This is a genomic window from Arthrobacter sp. MYb229 (genome assembly GCF_002975405.1).
Taxonomy (GTDB): domain Bacteria; phylum Actinomycetota; class Actinomycetes; order Actinomycetales; family Micrococcaceae; genus Glutamicibacter.
On the sequence record NZ_PCPS01000001.1, the window covers coordinates 1,174,276 to 1,188,394 of the forward strand.

Here is a 14,119-nt window from a genome sequence, read left to right on the forward strand (position 1 = left end):
CACGTGCCCATTCGGCAGATCACCGTTTATGGAGAACCCGTACTGCATCAGCGCGCCGCTGAAGTCACCGAGTTTAATGACGAGCTTCGTCAACTCGTTGCCGACATGCATGCCACCATGGACGCGGCGCACGGGGTTGGCCTGGCAGCGCCACAGATCGGCGTTGGCCTGCGCATCTTCACCTACATCTATGCCGATCAGAACAGCGCGCCGGAACGCGGCGTACTGATCAACCCCGTACTGACCCTCTCAAAGGTGTCCCAGGCGAACCCGGATCCGGACGAAGAAGCCGAAGGCTGCCTTTCCGTACCGGGATTGAACTTCCCGCTCAAGCGCGCCGATTACGCCAAGGTTGAAGGCGTGGATGAATTCGGCAAGCCGATCTCCTTCGAAGCCGATGGCTGGTTCGCCCGCATCATGCAGCACGAATTCGATCATCTTGACGGATTCCTGTACGTGGACAAGCTCGTGCCACGCTGGGATAAGCGCTGGCTGAAGGCGAAGAAGGCGCTGGGCTGGGGCGTTCCGGGCGCTACCTGGCTACCTGGGACCGACGAAGACCCTTTCGGACACTAATCCTTCGCCGGTTGCCGGATGGTCCTGAACTCTAGATACCGCTGATGCAGCGCCGCACCGATGGGATCGGACGGCGCTGCTTTGGCGTTCCAGACCTCTTTTGCTCGCACTTGTTCGAGCCAGAACGGCAAGAACATTCCGTTCTTTCCGGGAGCGATCTGCCGCTGCATCGCTTCGTCAGCAATCGGTCTCCTGTTGGCATAGGACAGGTAGTACTCATCGAATCCACCCAGCAGCCGCAGTGGAAGGCCGAGGAGGCCTGGTGCTTCCAGGCTTTGCTCGGCACGGGAGCCGGTCACTACCCAATAAGCATCTCCATGCTCGTCGACGCCTACCTGCACAAGGCTCGTGCCGAGCTCGCTTGCCGTGCGTTTCATGGTGGTGAGCGTTTGGCCCGTATACCAAGCGGCGTCGCGCAGGGTCGCCGGACCGTGGGAGCCCAGGTAGCGCAGCAATAGCTCATGCAGCGGATTCTCCGGCTCTTGATGCTCGGTAACCCAGCGCTCTAGCAGCACAAAATCCTGGGCGGCCAGCTTTGCATCGGCCGGAATCGGGCCTAGGCAGATCAGCCCGTGTTGCACCAGCACCATCAGCAAGTGGATCCCGCGCTGCCCGGCGGTGGGCATACCGTGCGAATTCAATTCGGCGAACAGGGCGTCACGGCTGGCGCGACCGTGATCTGCCAGATAGCTGGCAACGACCCCGGCGGCCTGCTCAATGGCGTTGGCATCAATTAGCAATTCGCGCAGCCGTGGCGCGTTCGAGCGCAGAGTGCGTTCCTTGGTGCTTTCCATAAGCCACTTGAGGTCTTGCGGCAAGCAGATGTGCAGGGTGCCGCGCATGGTCCAGGAACGTACCAGCTTGCCGGAGTTGAACAGTTCGTCCACCTGCGCCCTGGTCACGCCGATCCCCGCGCGCTGAGCCAGCGCGTAGCGACCGGCAGTGAAATCCTGGGACTGGACAGCCAGCATATGCCCAGCGGCGCTTAGAATCGATTCTGCCGGCTCCAGCAGCAGCTGGCTGGCCATCCTTGCGGGCAATAATAGCTCTGGTCGCATGGTCGCAGTCCCCCCGGTCTTGGTGCGTTGAGCGTAGCAGAACTCAATCTGAGTCCTTCGCCCCTAAACCGAAAAACAGCATTAGAACATAGTTTCGAATGAGCCGATTGATGTTATTTCTCCGCAGGCGCCTGCACGAAAAACGCCTCACCCTGCGGCTGGCATGCGGACACCGCCTCGCGCTCGGCCGAATCCAACTTGCGGTACCCGCCGCTGAACAGCACGTCGTTGCCCACCAAATATTGTTCGTCGGCGAGCGCCAGGCCCGGCCAGCCATCGGTGAGCACCTGGGTTGCTTCCGGGAACACCAGCAGTGCCGGTGCACCGTCATCGCCATCGAGCGCAAAGCATCCGCCCGGACCGACCAGCAACTCCCCCTCTCCTTCGCCGGCCGGCGCTCCCTGCGCATCCGCGCTCTGCCCATCAACCACCGCACGGGGGGTGCCGGAGGTCAGGCTCAGGGAACTGGCCCCTTCGCTAGAGCTGCACGCGCACAAGGTGATTTGCGCGGCGGCCAGCAGTGCGCCGGCACGTAAGAAGTTAGATCGACCACCGGTCCGGATTCTTGAATGCATGCACCGAACAATAGCAACTCAACTTCGGCAGCCGCATTAAAGGGCGAAGCCCCGATCCTTATCCAAGGATCGGGGCTTCGCCCTGCGCGCTGGAGGCTTAGGCGTTAGCTGCCTGCGCCTGCACTGCTGGAACTGCTACCGGGTGGGTGCCTGCGATTGATTCAATCACGCGGACAACCTGGCAGGAGTAGCCGAATTCGTTGTCGTACCAAACGTAGACGATGGCGTTCTTGTCCGAAACGATGGTGGCCAAACCATCAACGATGCCCGCGCGGCGTGAGCCGACGAAGTCCGAGGAAACAACCTCAGGGGAATCGATGTAGTCGATCTGGCGGTGCAGACTGGAGGTCAGCGAGGCTTCACGCAGGTAAGCGTTCAGCTCCTCCTTGGTGGTCCCGTTCTCCAAGTTCAGGTTCAGGATCGCCATGGAAACATCTGGGGTCGGTACGCGGATGGCGTTACCGGTCAGCTTGCCTTCCAGCTCCGGGAGGGCCTTGGCCACTGCCTTGGCGGCGCCGGTCTCGGTGATGACCATGTTCAAGGCCGCCGAACGGCCGCGACGCTCGCCCTTGTGGAAGTTGTCGATCAGGTTCTGGTCGTTGGTGAACGAGTGAACGGTTTCGACGTGCCCGTGGATGACGCCGAACTTGTCGTTCAGGGCCTTGAGCACCGGGGTGATCGCGTTGGTGGTGCACGAAGCGGCGGTGACGATCTTGTCCTCGGCGGTGATCCAGGAATCGTTGATGCCGTGCACGATGTTCTTCAGATCGCCCTTGCCCGGTGCGGTGAGCAGGACCCGGGCGACGCCCTTGGCCTGCAGGTGCTGGGACAGGCCAGCCTCGTCGCGCCAACGACCGGTGTTGTCCACCACGATGGCATTGTTGATGCCGTACTCGGTGTAGTCAACGGTGGTTGGGTCGTTCGAGTAGATGACCTTGATCAGCGTTCCGTTGGCCTGGATGGTGCTATTGGCTTCGTCAACGGTGATCGAACCGTCGAAACGGCCGTGCACCGAGTCGCGGCGCAGCAGCGAGGCGCGCTTGATGATGTCATCATCCGAGCCCTTGCGCACCACGATGGCCCGCAGGCGCAGGCCGTAGCCGCCGCGCTCGATGAGAATGCGGGCCAGCAGGCGGCCGATGCGCCCGAAGCCGTAGAGCACTACGTCCTGTGGCTCAACGTCCGAAGCGCCGGCCTGGCCGACCTTGTCGCCGAGCTCTGCGGTCAAGAATGCGTTCAGGTCCTGCGAACCAGATTCGATGAACTTCTTGTTCAGGCGCCCCAAGTCAACGGAAACCGAACCGAGGTTCAAGGTCTCAATTGCTTCAAGGAGGGGCATGGTGGTCGTCAAGGCCAGTTCCTTGCCATCGATCCGGCGCACGACGCGGTGGGCCTTGATGATGTCAATTGCGGACTGGTTGATCAACTTGCGCCCGTAGATGGAGGTCACCACATTGTTCTTGCGGTAAAGACGTCCGATCAGCGGAATCATGGCCTCGGCGAGCTCTTCGCGCCCGCTCCATTCTTCCTGGGCAACGACAGACTGCTGGGTCACAGAAAATCCTTCCAATTCAGCCGACTTACAGATCCATAAAGTCGGTTGGCACCGTGAGAAGCACCATTGCTTTTGCGGTGGCGCGGGGTAACAGGATCATCCCCGCAAGTACGTATCCATTCTAGACGGTGCGCCCCGGTTGCGGGGCTGGACGCCTGTGAATCATCTCACCCGAGGTGAGCGGATGGTGAATGGGATGACCGATACGCCGGGTTCTGTCCGCTTGCGCGGTGACGATCATCTATCTACGACTGCCGTTGCCGACAGCCTCTAGCGGTCCACCCGACTGCATGGGGCGAACAGCCCTCATAACGCAGTCTGTCTGACCTTGCTCCGAGTGGGGTTTACCAAGCCGTCCCGGTCACCCGGGACGCTGGTGGTCTCTTACACCACCGTTTCACCCTTACCAGGAAGCCTGGCGGTCTATTTTCTGTGGCACTAGCCTGCGGGTTGCCCCGAGTGGGCGTTACCCACCACCCTGTTCTGTGGAGCCCGGACGTTCCTCGGGCCGTTTGCACGGCACGCGATCGCCTAGTCATCCCATTCGTTAACCATTCTAGCCCCGCGAGTTTGCGCGCGCCGACATCGGTTATGAGCCGCTGGCCACAGTGATGGCCGGATAGTGGTACTCCTCCAGCAGCCGCAGCCAGATTTCGCTCACGGTCGGGTAGGCCGGGACCGCATGCCATAACCGGTTCATGCTCACCTCACCGATGATCGCGATCGTTGCCGCATGCAGCAGCTCGGAGACATCCTGCCCGACAAAGGTCGCACCGATGACCACCTGGCGCGTCTGCTCGACGACCAGATTCGCCCGCCCCGCGGAGGCGTCCGCGTGCAGGCTGGCTCCCGCCACGGCGCCCAGATCCAGCTCGACCACCCGGATATCCAGCCCCTTGCCGCGCGCCTCGTGTTCGGTCAGCCCGACGGCCGCAACTTCCGGGTCGCTGAAAACCACGCGCGGCACCGCCGCATGATCGGCCGTCGCGGCATGCTTCGCCCAGGGTTCGCCCGAAACCGGTGCGCCCTCCAGCCGCGCGGCGATCGCCTCGGCCGCGGCCCGCGCCTGGTATTTCCCTTGATGGGTCAGCAGCGAACGCGAATTTACGTCGCCCACGGCGTACAGCCAATCGGTGCCGGCCACGCGCATCGTGTCATCGACGCTCAACGCACCGTGCGGGTCCAGGCCCAGCGCTTCCAAGCCTAGGCCTTTCGTGTTCGGCCGCCTGCCGGTTGATACCAGCAGCTCCTCGGCCCGAAGCTGGGTGCCGTCTTCCAAGTGGACGCTCACGATTCCTTGCCCGTCTCGCGCCACGCGCACCGGCGTGTCGCCGAAGCGCACCTGCACGCCTTCGCCGCTCAGGGCCGCCGAGACCAGCTCACCGGCGAAGGGCTCTTCGCGGCTCAATAAGGCCCCGCGGGAGAGCATCGTGACCTCGGAGCCGAGGCTGGAGAAGGCGAAGGCAAGCTCGGTGCCCGCCACGCCTCCGCCGATGATGATCAAACGCGGCGGCACCTGCGCCGTTGCCGTCGCTTCCCGGGTGCCCCACGGATTGGCTTCGGCCAACCCGGGTATAGCGGGCAGCACCGGGACGGATCCGGTGGCCAGGGCGACGGCACTAGCCGAGTACTGCCGGTCCCCGACCTGCACGAGGCCGGGGGCGGCCAGAGAACCGTGGCCGCGGATCAGCTCGATCCCCGCCGAGGCCAGCCAGTCGACCTGACCCGCGTCGCTCCAATTGCTGGTGAATGAATCGCGTCGGGCGAGGACCGCTTCGGCATCGAGGCCGCCGGTGATCGCCTCGCGGGCCCCGGGCAGCCGGCGTGCCGCACGCAGCGCGTGTCCGCTGCGCAGCAGGGCCTTGGACGGCATGCACGCCCAATAGGAGCATTCTCCGCCGACCAGTTCGGCTTCGACGATGGCCACGCGCAATCCGCGTTTGGTTGCGTAGTCGGCGACGTTCTCGCCGGCCGGTCCGGCGCCGAGCACGATCAAGTCATAGTCCCGCTCGGCGCTAGCAGGCATTGCGGTTTCCGGAGATTCGGACATGCTCTTTCCTCACTGTGGTGGCTGCTTGCAGGCTTGTGGTCCCAGCGTAGCCAGCGGTGCCCGTTTGGTACATGCCCCGGATTCGCCCGGCGCCGGCGCCCCTGAAAGAAACGGAGGTTGATCTCCGATAGGCTGGAAGGCGTGCTTATTCTGTTGCCGCCTTCCGAAGGTAAGACCGCCCACGCCGAAGGCGCTGTGTTTGAAATCGAAGACCTCTCCTTCCCGGAGCTCGTCGCCGAACGCGGTCAGGTCCTGTCGGCTCTCGCGGAAGTGTCGGCTCGCGAAGATGCCATGGAAGTTCTTGGCGTGGGAGCGTCGCTGGCCAAAGAGGTAGCCCGCAATATTAATCTGCATACCGAACCTTCCGCCCGGGCGCACGACATCTACTCGGGTGTGCTCTTCGAAGCCTTGAATTATGCTTCGCTGGATGAATCCTCGCAGCGGCGCGCCGACGAATCGATCATCGTGGTATCCGCCCTCTGGGGTGCCGTAGGCTTTGCGGACCGGATCCCGCCCTACCGGTTGTCCATGTCGGCGAAGCTCGAACCGCTGGGCAAGCTGGCCAGCTGGTGGAAGAAGCGGCTGACGCCGGTGCTTGACGAGGTCGCCGCCGGGCAGCTGATCGTGGATGCACGCTCCAGCACCTACGCCGCCGCGTACAAACCGAGCAATGGCAATTGCGTTGCGGTGAATGTGTTCCAGCTGCGCAATGGCGTCCCGAAGGTGGTTTCGCATTTCGCCAAGCACACCCGTGGCGAGGTCGCGCGCTTCTTGGTGGAGCAGCCCGTTGCCCCGCAGAACCCGGAGGAACTGCTCGCCCTGGCCAAGACCAAATGGGAAGCGAGCCTGGTCGAAGACAAAAAGGGCCTCGCGCTGAACATCCTGCTTTCCGCAGATCACCAGTTCACCACCGCAAAATAGGTCACTGAGCTGGACCCGCCGGCGCCGATTGCGCCCGGCTTTTTCCACGAGATTCCGCCTCGCGCATCGGCACAACTCGGAATAATCCTTTTCAGGCGCGTTCTGCCACTGCGCATCTCTTCGGAGAAATAGATATCGGGTAACTCGGCTCCGCAGGCGGACACCAGATGGGGGAATCCGACCTGAAATCCCACCCGGCCGCATCTTCTGGCACGCCGCTCAACAGCATGCGATATGAAACAGCCCAGTCGAAATGAGCTCCAAACCAGACTGAGGCCCGTCGCGCCGGGTTGAATGCAGCTGCGCAAAGAATTCCAAACGCTTAGCGCCAGCCTTTGCGCGCCCAAATCGACGAGGGTTTCCCGCCACGGGATCTGCCTAGCGGCCTCTCGCTCGAGAATTATTGCACTGCACCCTTACAAGCGTGATGCAATTCACATAGGCTTCATGTGTGACGTCCTACGTCATACGTCCAACTTGTTTCACGGACTCCCCCCCATTCTCGAGAGGAAGCTAGCCCGTGCGGATTTACTCCAAGAATCACCGCAGCAAGACCCTGGCGGCAGCATTCGCCGCAGCCCTGATATTGCCCCTCGCTTGGGCGCCTGGCGCGCAAGCAGCATCAACGGTCGCTGAAGCCGATCCCCAAACTCCCCCCGGCAGCTACTCCGAGCTTAATCTCGGTGCGGATCGGACAGCGGAGAACTTTTTCTACCGCATCCCCGCCTTGGCGCACCTTGGAAACGGAGTTGTCATCTCTTCGTGGGACGCCCGTCCAGGCAGCGCCGCCGATGCCCCCAATGCCAACAGCATTGTCCAGCGGCGAAGTACGGACAACGGCGCCACCTGGGGCCCGCTCAGCACTATTGCCGCGGGATTCTCCGGCTCGGCAGCAGATGGCAAATACGGCTATTCGGATCCAAGCTACGTAGTGGACCGAGAGAGCGGAAAGGTCTTCGCTTTCTTCGTGTATTCCAAAGACCAGGGCTTCCACGGAAGCACCTGGGGCAATGACGACTCCAATCGCAACGTCTTGAGCGCAGCCGTGGTTCATTCGACGGATGCCGGGCTAACTTGGAGCGAACCACGGTTGATCACCGACGTAGTCAAACCGGGAGATAGTGCGGTCCCGGGGGCAGTCCGTGGGACTTTCGCGACATCCGGAGCGGGAATTCAAGTCGCACGCGGGCCATACGCCGGACGTCTGATCCAGCAGTACGCAGGCGACGTCATGCAGCCGGACGGTTCACGATCCATCCAGGCGTATTCGATCTACTCCGATGACCACGGAAAAACCTGGCAGCGCGGCGAATTCACCGGGCATTCGATGGATGAAAATAAAGTTGTCGAGCTTTCCGATGGGCGTATCATGCTCAACTCCCGCGATTCAGCAGGTGGCGGCTACCGAAAAGTTGCCATCTCACACGACGGAGGGCATAGCTATTCGAAGGTCGAACAGGACAAGAACCTTCCAGATCCAACAAACAACGCTCATGTGACGCAAATGCACCCGAACGCCGAAGCAAATAGCGCAGAGGCAAAGAAATTGCTCTACACCGGTTCCAATTCCCAAACCGCCCGTGAGAATGTTTCGGCCCGAGTCTCCTGCGACGACGGCAAGACCTGGCCCGGTCTGCGCACCATCCGCCGCGGCTTCTCCGCCTACTCGGTGGCTACCGCCTTAGACAAGGGACAGTTCGGTGTCTTCTTTGAGGCTAGCTATACCAACAACATGCAGTTCGCTTCCTTCGATGAACAGTGGCTGAACTACGTCTGTGCACCACTGTCCGCCGATGGCTTCAGCGCCGCGGCCGGAAGCACCCAGGATGTTGAAGTGACCATCACCAACCAGGAAAGCGAGCCGCTATCCGGTTCGGTGCAGCTTGCTTCCTCCGATAACTTCTCCGCGGCACCGGTGGAAGTAGAGAACCTGCCAGCAGGCGAAACCACCACGGTGGCGCTGCCGGTGGATATCGCCGCCGTGGCCAACGGCCGGCAAAACCTTCAACTGCAGTTCACCACCGCCTCGGGCAAGACCTCGCAGGCTGTTGTCGAAACCGCCATCGCAGGCAGGGAAGTCACGGGCATCGAGGTCACAGGAAAACGTGGCGATGCCGAACGTGATCCAGCAGCGGATCCTTATCAGGTCGGGGAGAAACTTCCCTATCATTTCCTGGTGAAAAACACGGGGAACATCAACCAGTGGGTCGTTCCCACGGAAGGCAACTTTTCACCTTTTGCGGCCAAACCGGTGGGTGAGCCCAGCCCTTCGGGGAACTGCCGCTATTCGAACCTCGCCGCCGGCAAGTCTTATGCCTGCACTACCCCTGCTCACGAGGTAACCGCTGACGATCTGGCCGACGGATTCTTCGTCCCCGCAACTCATTGGACCTCGGGACGCTTGAATGAGTTCGATGCGATTGTTGACGACTACCAGATCACCGGGGACGAAGTGGACCTCCTTGAACGCAATCCCGGGCTCAGCATCTCGGTAGCCGAACCAGAATTCGTCGACAAGGACGATGATGGCTACGCCTCCCTTGGTGACGTCGTTGCCTACGAACTCACAGTTTCCAACGAAGGCAACGTTCGGCTCAAGGACCTGCAGTGGGCCGGAAATGATCTTTCCGCGCTGGAAGCCGGGCAATCCCAGACGGCGAGCGCCACGCGAAAGCTTTCCGCGTCGGATATCGAAGCCGGTACCCTCGACGCCTCCACTGAGGTTTCGACGGCAAAGAATGGCTTGCGTCAGGTCGAAGCGCAGTACACTTTGGCCGCCACGCAGCTTCCGCAAGCGCCCCAGGACTCAGAGACCAGCCAGCCGGCGCGTGCGGTGCTTTCGCACGATAACGGACATGACACTGGCCTGAAGGACGGTGACTACACCGTCAGCATGAACCTGTGGTGGGGCGCCAATGCTTCACGATTCGTGCTGCTGGAGGACGGCGTGGAGATCTCCCGCCAAGAGCTCGAATCAAATTCGCCTGCGGCCCAGCAAGCGACGGTGGACGTTGCCGGCAAGCCCAACGGGGTGTACGTCTACCAAGCCATGCTCACCAATGCTGCCGGAACCACGAGGACCGAAGAGCTGGAGGTGGAGGTTACGGACACCAACCCAACGACGGGCGTGCTCAGCGGATCCGCCGCGAAGACCGGCGGGAGGGTTAACCTTGAAACCAACATGTGGTGGGGCACCAACGCCAGCGGCTATCGCCTCTACGAGAATGGTGTGCTCGTCGACGAACAGGAGCTGACGGTCGCTACCCCCGCAGCGCAAAAAGCCGTCACCACGTTGAGCCAGCGAGCACCCGGCACTTACCAGTACCAGGCGGTGCTGGGCAACAAGGTCGGAGAAACCAAGACCAAGATCATTCAGGTCAAGGTGCGCTAGCGACGAAAGGCAATTTCTGGCGGTGACCCGGTACCCGATCCACCGGGTCGCCGCCAGCTGCTGTTGCGCTATCGGTGGGCAACCAGCTCGACCTCAAAACCGGCGGCGTCCGCCAGGTACGCGGCGTAGTGCTCGGCTCCCCCAGCGTGCGGATGCTCCGCGGGGAACAGCAGAGTGAAGCCGTGCTCGAGCGCCTCGGCGGTCAGCTCATCGACCTGCGCGCGGCTTCCGGCATGGAACGCCAGATGGTTCATTCCCGGGGCGCACCGTTGATGCGGCGCATCGATCACGTCCGGCCCGGATTCGAGCACGATGTAGAAGTCCTGCTGTCGATAGCTGACGCCGCTGGCCCACGTGGACTCGACGTCGAATCCCAGGCGCAGCAACAGCCAGCCCAATGAGCTGGTGCTGGCACGCAGGTCGGCCACCCAGAGTTCGAGATGATGCAGCATCGCTACGGGGTGAGCACGAAGTCCCAAGGGTCGGAGTTTATCTGCGACACCTCGATCTCCACCTCGTGGCCCAGATCCTGCAAGACGTTCTGCAGCGCCCGGGCCCCGGCCGAAAGCCAGACCCATTCGGAGGCAAAATGCGACACATCGATGAGGAAAGGGTGTCCCCCATCGGCAGATTCACGGGCTTCGCTGGCCGGGTGGTGGCGCAAATCCGCGGTGACATAGACATCGGCCTTGTGCGCGCGCACCGCGTCGAAGAGGGAATCTCCGGCCCCGCCGCACAGGGCGACCTTGCGGACGATGCCCAGACGCTCACCGGCGACGCGGACGCCACCGGCTACCGCTGGCAGCACGGTATACACGCGTTCGGCGAAGTCCTCGAGCTTCATCGGCTTGTCGAGGTAGCCAACTCGTCCCAGGCCCTCTTCGGGCAGGCCGTCCTTGGTTTCGACCAGCGGCACGCAGTCTGTGAGGCCGAAGGCGTCGGCCAGGGCATCATTCACGCCACCGATCGCATTGTCGGCGTTGGTGTGGGCGGTCAACAAGGCGGTGCCTGTTTCGATCAGCCGGTGAATTGCCTCGCCCTTGAAGCTGGTGCCCGCCACCTGGGTCACTCCGCGCAATAACAGCGGGTGGTGGGTGATCAGCAGATCGGCGTCGCGTGCAATCGCATCGTTGATGACTTCCAAGGTAGGGTCCACCGCTAGGACGATCTTCGTCACCTTGGCGGTGGTGCGGCCGGTGACCAGGCCTACGGCATCCCAATCTTCGGCCAGCGACTGCGGCCACAGCTCTTCCGCGGCCTCAAGCACTTCGCCCAGGGTCGTGGCACCGGTTCTCGCGTCGGCCTCGACGTTCTCTGCCGCTTCATCGCTCACGGAAGACAGGTTGGCGGACGGCGAAGCCGGGTTCTTCTGCTCCGGATCCTGCGGGGTATTAGCCTTGCTCTGCATGCTTCCACCCTACGCGGTGCAGCCCGCTCAGGAACATAATGCAACGCCGCGACGTTATGGACTCTGTGAGTATTCTCAGATTAGACACGCCCCATCGCTTCTCTGCCCGAATGACCGTGGCGGACACCGAACTGACGACCTTTGTCCTTGCCGGAGGCTGCTTTTGGTGCCTCGACGCCGTGTACCAGCGCACCCGTGGTGTGCACGCGGTGCTCTCCGGGTACCAGGGCGGACATACCAGCAATCCGGATTACCGGCAGGTGTGTTCCGGCACCTCCGGCCACGCCGAGGTGGTTGCGGTCATCTTTGATGCACAGGTGGTTCCCGCCGAAGTCATCCTGGACATGTTCTTCACCGTGCACGACCCGACGACGCTCAACCGCCAAGGCTATGACGTGGGCACGCAGTATCGTTCGGCGATGTTCCCGTTGGATGAAAGCCAGCGCGAGGTCTTCGAGGCGAGCATGCAAAAGTACGCGGCACTCTACCCGGACCCGATCGTGACGACTATCGAGGAGTCGAAAGATTTCTACCCGGCCGAGCAAGTGCACCAAGATTACTACTCGGAGAACCAAGAAGTCGGGTATTGCCGAGTCATTATTGACCCGAAGCTCGCAAAAGTCAGGAAATATTACGCCCAATGGCTTAACGAGAGCTAAGCGGCGAGCGAGCCGATTAGGGTTAGCAGTGAAACTTTAAGGACGAAACGCCGTATTCACGGCGTTCTCCAACCACCCTCGCCGGGCATCAGCGGCCTGCATCGAGTCACGTAAGGATTGCGTATACATGGGCAAGATCTACAACAATGTCACCGAGATCATCGGCAACACCCCCCTGGTGAAGCTCAACCGCTTAGGTGAAGGGCTGCCAGGCAGCGTCGCAGTGAAGCTGGAGTTCTACAACCCAGCCAACTCGGTCAAGGACCGCATCGGCGTGGCCATCGTCGATGCCGCCGAAAAGTCTGGTGATTTGAAGCCAGGCGGCACCATCGTCGAAGGCACCAGCGGCAACACCGGCATCGCCCTGGCCATGGTCGGCGCGGCCCGCGGCTACAAGGTCATCCTGACCATGCCGGAGACCATGTCCACCGAGCGCCGCGTGATGCTGCGCGCCTACGGTGCCGAGATCGTGCTGACCCCGGGTGCCGACGGCATGCGCGGTGCGGTCGAGAAGGCCAAGGAAATCGTGGCCACCTCGGACAACGCCATCTGGGCCCAGCAGTTCGCGAACACCGCGAACCCGCAGGTGCACGCGGACACCACCGGCCCGGAGATCTGGGCCGATACCGATGGCAAGATCGACGTGCTCGTGGCCGGCATCGGTACCGGTGGCACCATCACCGGTGCGGGCCGCTACCTGAAGGAAAAGAACCCCAACCTGAAGATCGTTGCGGTCGAGCCCAAGGATTCACCGATCCTCAACGGCGGCAAGCCAGGCCCGCACAAGATCCAGGGTCTGGGCGCGAACTTCATCCCCGAGGTGCTCGACACCGACCTGTATGACGAGGTGCTCGACGCGTCGATCGAGGATTCGGTCTCGGTGGCACGCGACCTGGGCGTGAAGGAAGGCATCCTCGGCGGCATCTCCGCCGGTGCAGCCGTCTGGGGCGCCCTGCAGATCGCGGCCCGCGAAGAGAACGCCGGCAAGCAGATCGTCACCGTGATCCCCGACTTCGGTGAGCGCTACATCTCCACCCTGCTCTTCGATGACATCCGCGGCTAGGAAATAGTTTCCTTCTACGCGAATAAATCGGCGTGACCCGTCGTTGGATCTTAATAGGTCCGCGGTGCGGTTTGCGCCGATTTGTCATGTGCCCGATTCAGCGGCACCTCAGCATGCTGCACGCACTAAGGTTGTTTATATGAGTTTTTTCTCCCGGTTACGTGAAGACCTCGCCAATGCCCGCTCCCATGACCCGGCAGCACGCAGCGATACCGAGAACTTCTTCGTGTATTCAGGATTGCATGCCATCTGGATTCACCGGTTGGCGCATAAGATGTGGCAGAACCCCTCGCTGCGCTGGCCGGCCAGGCTGCTCTCGCAGGCGAACCGTGCAATCACCGGCATCGAGATCCACCCCGGCGCCACCATTGGGCGGCGCTTCTTCATCGACCACGGCATGGGCATCGTCATCGGCGAAACCGCCGAGATCGGCGACGACGTGATGCTTTACCACGGGGTGACCCTGGGCGGCCGGTCGCTGGCCAAGACCAAACGCCACCCGACCATCGAGGACCGCGTGGTCATCGGTGCCGGCGCGAAGATCCTGGGCCCGATCACCATCGGCGCCGACTCGGCCGTTGGCGCGAACGCGGTGGTGGTCAAGGACGCACCGGCCGGTTCGATCGTCACCGGCATTCCGGCGCAGAACCGTCCGCGCAAGCCAGAAGAGCATAAGCCCGCGGTGGATCCGGCGGAGTACATCGACCCGGCGATGTGGATCTGATCCCCCGCTGAGCCGCCCGCGGTGGCCCGGTGCCTTGGCACAGCAATTGCTGCGCCAAGGCACCGGGCCACCGGCATTTAATCTGCTCTGCAATTAGGCGCCGGCAAGTTATGGCAACCAGTGGACTGCCCGATCTGGC

12 protein-coding genes and 1 other RNA gene are annotated in these 14,119 nt (G+C 62.2%); 6 read left to right on the top strand and 7 right to left on the bottom strand.

Features of this window, described 5'->3' with window-relative positions; translation table 11 throughout:
* Positions 1-3 precede the first annotated feature (3 nt).
* On the top strand, positions 4-576 hold the full coding sequence (def, locus tag CQ019_RS05535; protein WP_105552062.1) for a peptide deformylase: 573 nt from the start codon (positions 4-6) through the stop codon (positions 574-576).
* Here def and CQ019_RS05540 read toward each other — a convergent pair.
* The 5 genes from CQ019_RS05540 to CQ019_RS05560 all read right to left on the bottom strand — a co-directional run bounded on the left by CQ019_RS05540 (position 573) and on the right by CQ019_RS05560 (position 5,814).
* Entirely contained in the window at positions 573-1,634 is a 1,062-nt protein-coding gene (locus CQ019_RS05540) for a winged helix DNA-binding domain-containing protein (protein ID WP_105569097.1), read from the bottom strand. The two genes, def and CQ019_RS05540, sit on opposite strands and share 4 nt — an antisense overlap.
* 113 nt (positions 1,635-1,747) lie before the next feature.
* A complete protein-coding gene (locus CQ019_RS05545; protein ID WP_096288799.1) occupies positions 1,748-2,209 on the bottom strand; it encodes a hypothetical protein in 462 nt (153 codons plus the stop codon).
* Between the two features lie 97 nt (positions 2,210-2,306).
* Positions 2,307-3,764: a glyceraldehyde-3-phosphate dehydrogenase gene (locus tag CQ019_RS05550; protein ID WP_096288801.1), complete on the bottom strand. Its 1,458-nt coding sequence runs from the start codon at positions 3,762-3,764 to the stop codon at positions 2,307-2,309.
* Between the two features lie 188 nt (positions 3,765-3,952).
* An RNA gene (rnpB, locus tag CQ019_RS05555) (RNase P RNA component class A) lies at positions 3,953-4,307 on the bottom strand.
* Between the two features lie 46 nt (positions 4,308-4,353).
* Positions 4,354-5,814 carry an NAD(P)/FAD-dependent oxidoreductase gene (locus CQ019_RS05560; RefSeq protein WP_258133863.1) on the bottom strand — a complete coding sequence of 487 codons (1,461 nt, stop codon included), beginning with the start codon at positions 5,812-5,814 and terminating at the stop codon, positions 4,354-4,356.
* Between the two features lie 141 nt (positions 5,815-5,955).
* Here CQ019_RS05560 and CQ019_RS05565 point away from each other — a divergent pair, with 141 nt between their 5' ends.
* Together CQ019_RS05565 and CQ019_RS05570 are read left to right on the top strand one after the other, a co-directional pair.
* Complete coding sequence (locus CQ019_RS05565) at positions 5,956-6,735, top strand: YaaA family protein (protein WP_105569280.1); 780 nt, start codon at positions 5,956-5,958, stop codon at positions 6,733-6,735.
* Between the two features lie 520 nt (positions 6,736-7,255).
* Positions 7,256-10,126, top strand: coding sequence for an exo-alpha-sialidase (locus CQ019_RS05570; RefSeq protein ID WP_105569098.1), 2,871 nt, complete (start codon positions 7,256-7,258; stop codon positions 10,124-10,126).
* 68 nt (positions 10,127-10,194) lie between these two features.
* On the opposite strand, the gene CQ019_RS05575 is transcribed toward CQ019_RS05570, so the two are convergent.
* On the bottom strand, positions 10,195-10,605 hold the full coding sequence (locus tag CQ019_RS05575) for a VOC family protein (protein ID WP_258133864.1): 411 nt from the start codon (positions 10,603-10,605) through the stop codon (positions 10,195-10,197).
* Entirely contained in the window at positions 10,581-11,534 is a 954-nt protein-coding gene (locus CQ019_RS05580) for a Nif3-like dinuclear metal center hexameric protein (protein ID WP_105569100.1), read from the bottom strand. Before CQ019_RS05580 ends, CQ019_RS05575 begins: the two co-directional genes overlap by 25 nt.
* A gap of 131 nt (positions 11,535-11,665) precedes the next feature.
* Between CQ019_RS05580 and msrA the strand changes: the two genes are divergently transcribed.
* The 3 genes from msrA (at position 11,666) to epsC (ending at position 13,980) form a co-directional block, all read left to right on the top strand.
* Positions 11,666-12,193, top strand: coding sequence for a peptide-methionine (S)-S-oxide reductase MsrA (gene msrA, locus CQ019_RS05585; protein ID WP_096288819.1), 528 nt, complete (start codon positions 11,666-11,668; stop codon positions 12,191-12,193).
* Between the two features lie 127 nt (positions 12,194-12,320).
* Positions 12,321-13,256 carry a cysteine synthase A gene (gene cysK, locus CQ019_RS05590; RefSeq protein WP_105569101.1) on the top strand — a complete coding sequence of 312 codons (936 nt, stop codon included), beginning with the start codon at positions 12,321-12,323 and terminating at the stop codon, positions 13,254-13,256.
* 139 nt (positions 13,257-13,395) lie between these two features.
* Positions 13,396-13,980 carry a serine O-acetyltransferase EpsC gene (gene epsC, locus CQ019_RS05595; RefSeq protein ID WP_105569102.1) on the top strand — a complete coding sequence of 195 codons (585 nt, stop codon included), beginning with the start codon at positions 13,396-13,398 and terminating at the stop codon, positions 13,978-13,980.
* Positions 13,981-14,119 lie beyond the last annotated feature (139 nt).

What these genes read in the sequence shown, in the direction of transcription:
- CQ019_RS05560 (WP_258133863.1), bottom strand. Translation starts at nt 5,814, where the DNA reads ATGTCCGAATCTCCGGAAACCGCAATGCCTGCTAGCGCCGAGCGGGAC.
- epsC (WP_105569102.1), top strand. Translation starts at nt 13,396, where the DNA reads ATGAGTTTTTTCTCCCGGTTACGTGAAGACCTCGCCAATGCCCGCTCC.
- CQ019_RS05545 (WP_096288799.1), bottom strand. Translation starts at nt 2,209, where the DNA reads ATGCATTCAAGAATCCGGACCGGTGGTCGATCTAACTTCTTACGTGCC.
- cysK (WP_105569101.1), top strand. Translation starts at nt 12,321, where the DNA reads ATGGGCAAGATCTACAACAATGTCACCGAGATCATCGGCAACACCCCC.
- CQ019_RS05580 (WP_105569100.1), bottom strand. Translation starts at nt 11,534, where the DNA reads ATGCAGAGCAAGGCTAATACCCCGCAGGATCCGGAGCAGAAGAACCCG.
- CQ019_RS05540 (WP_105569097.1), bottom strand. Translation starts at nt 1,634, where the DNA reads ATGCGACCAGAGCTATTATTGCCCGCAAGGATGGCCAGCCAGCTGCTG.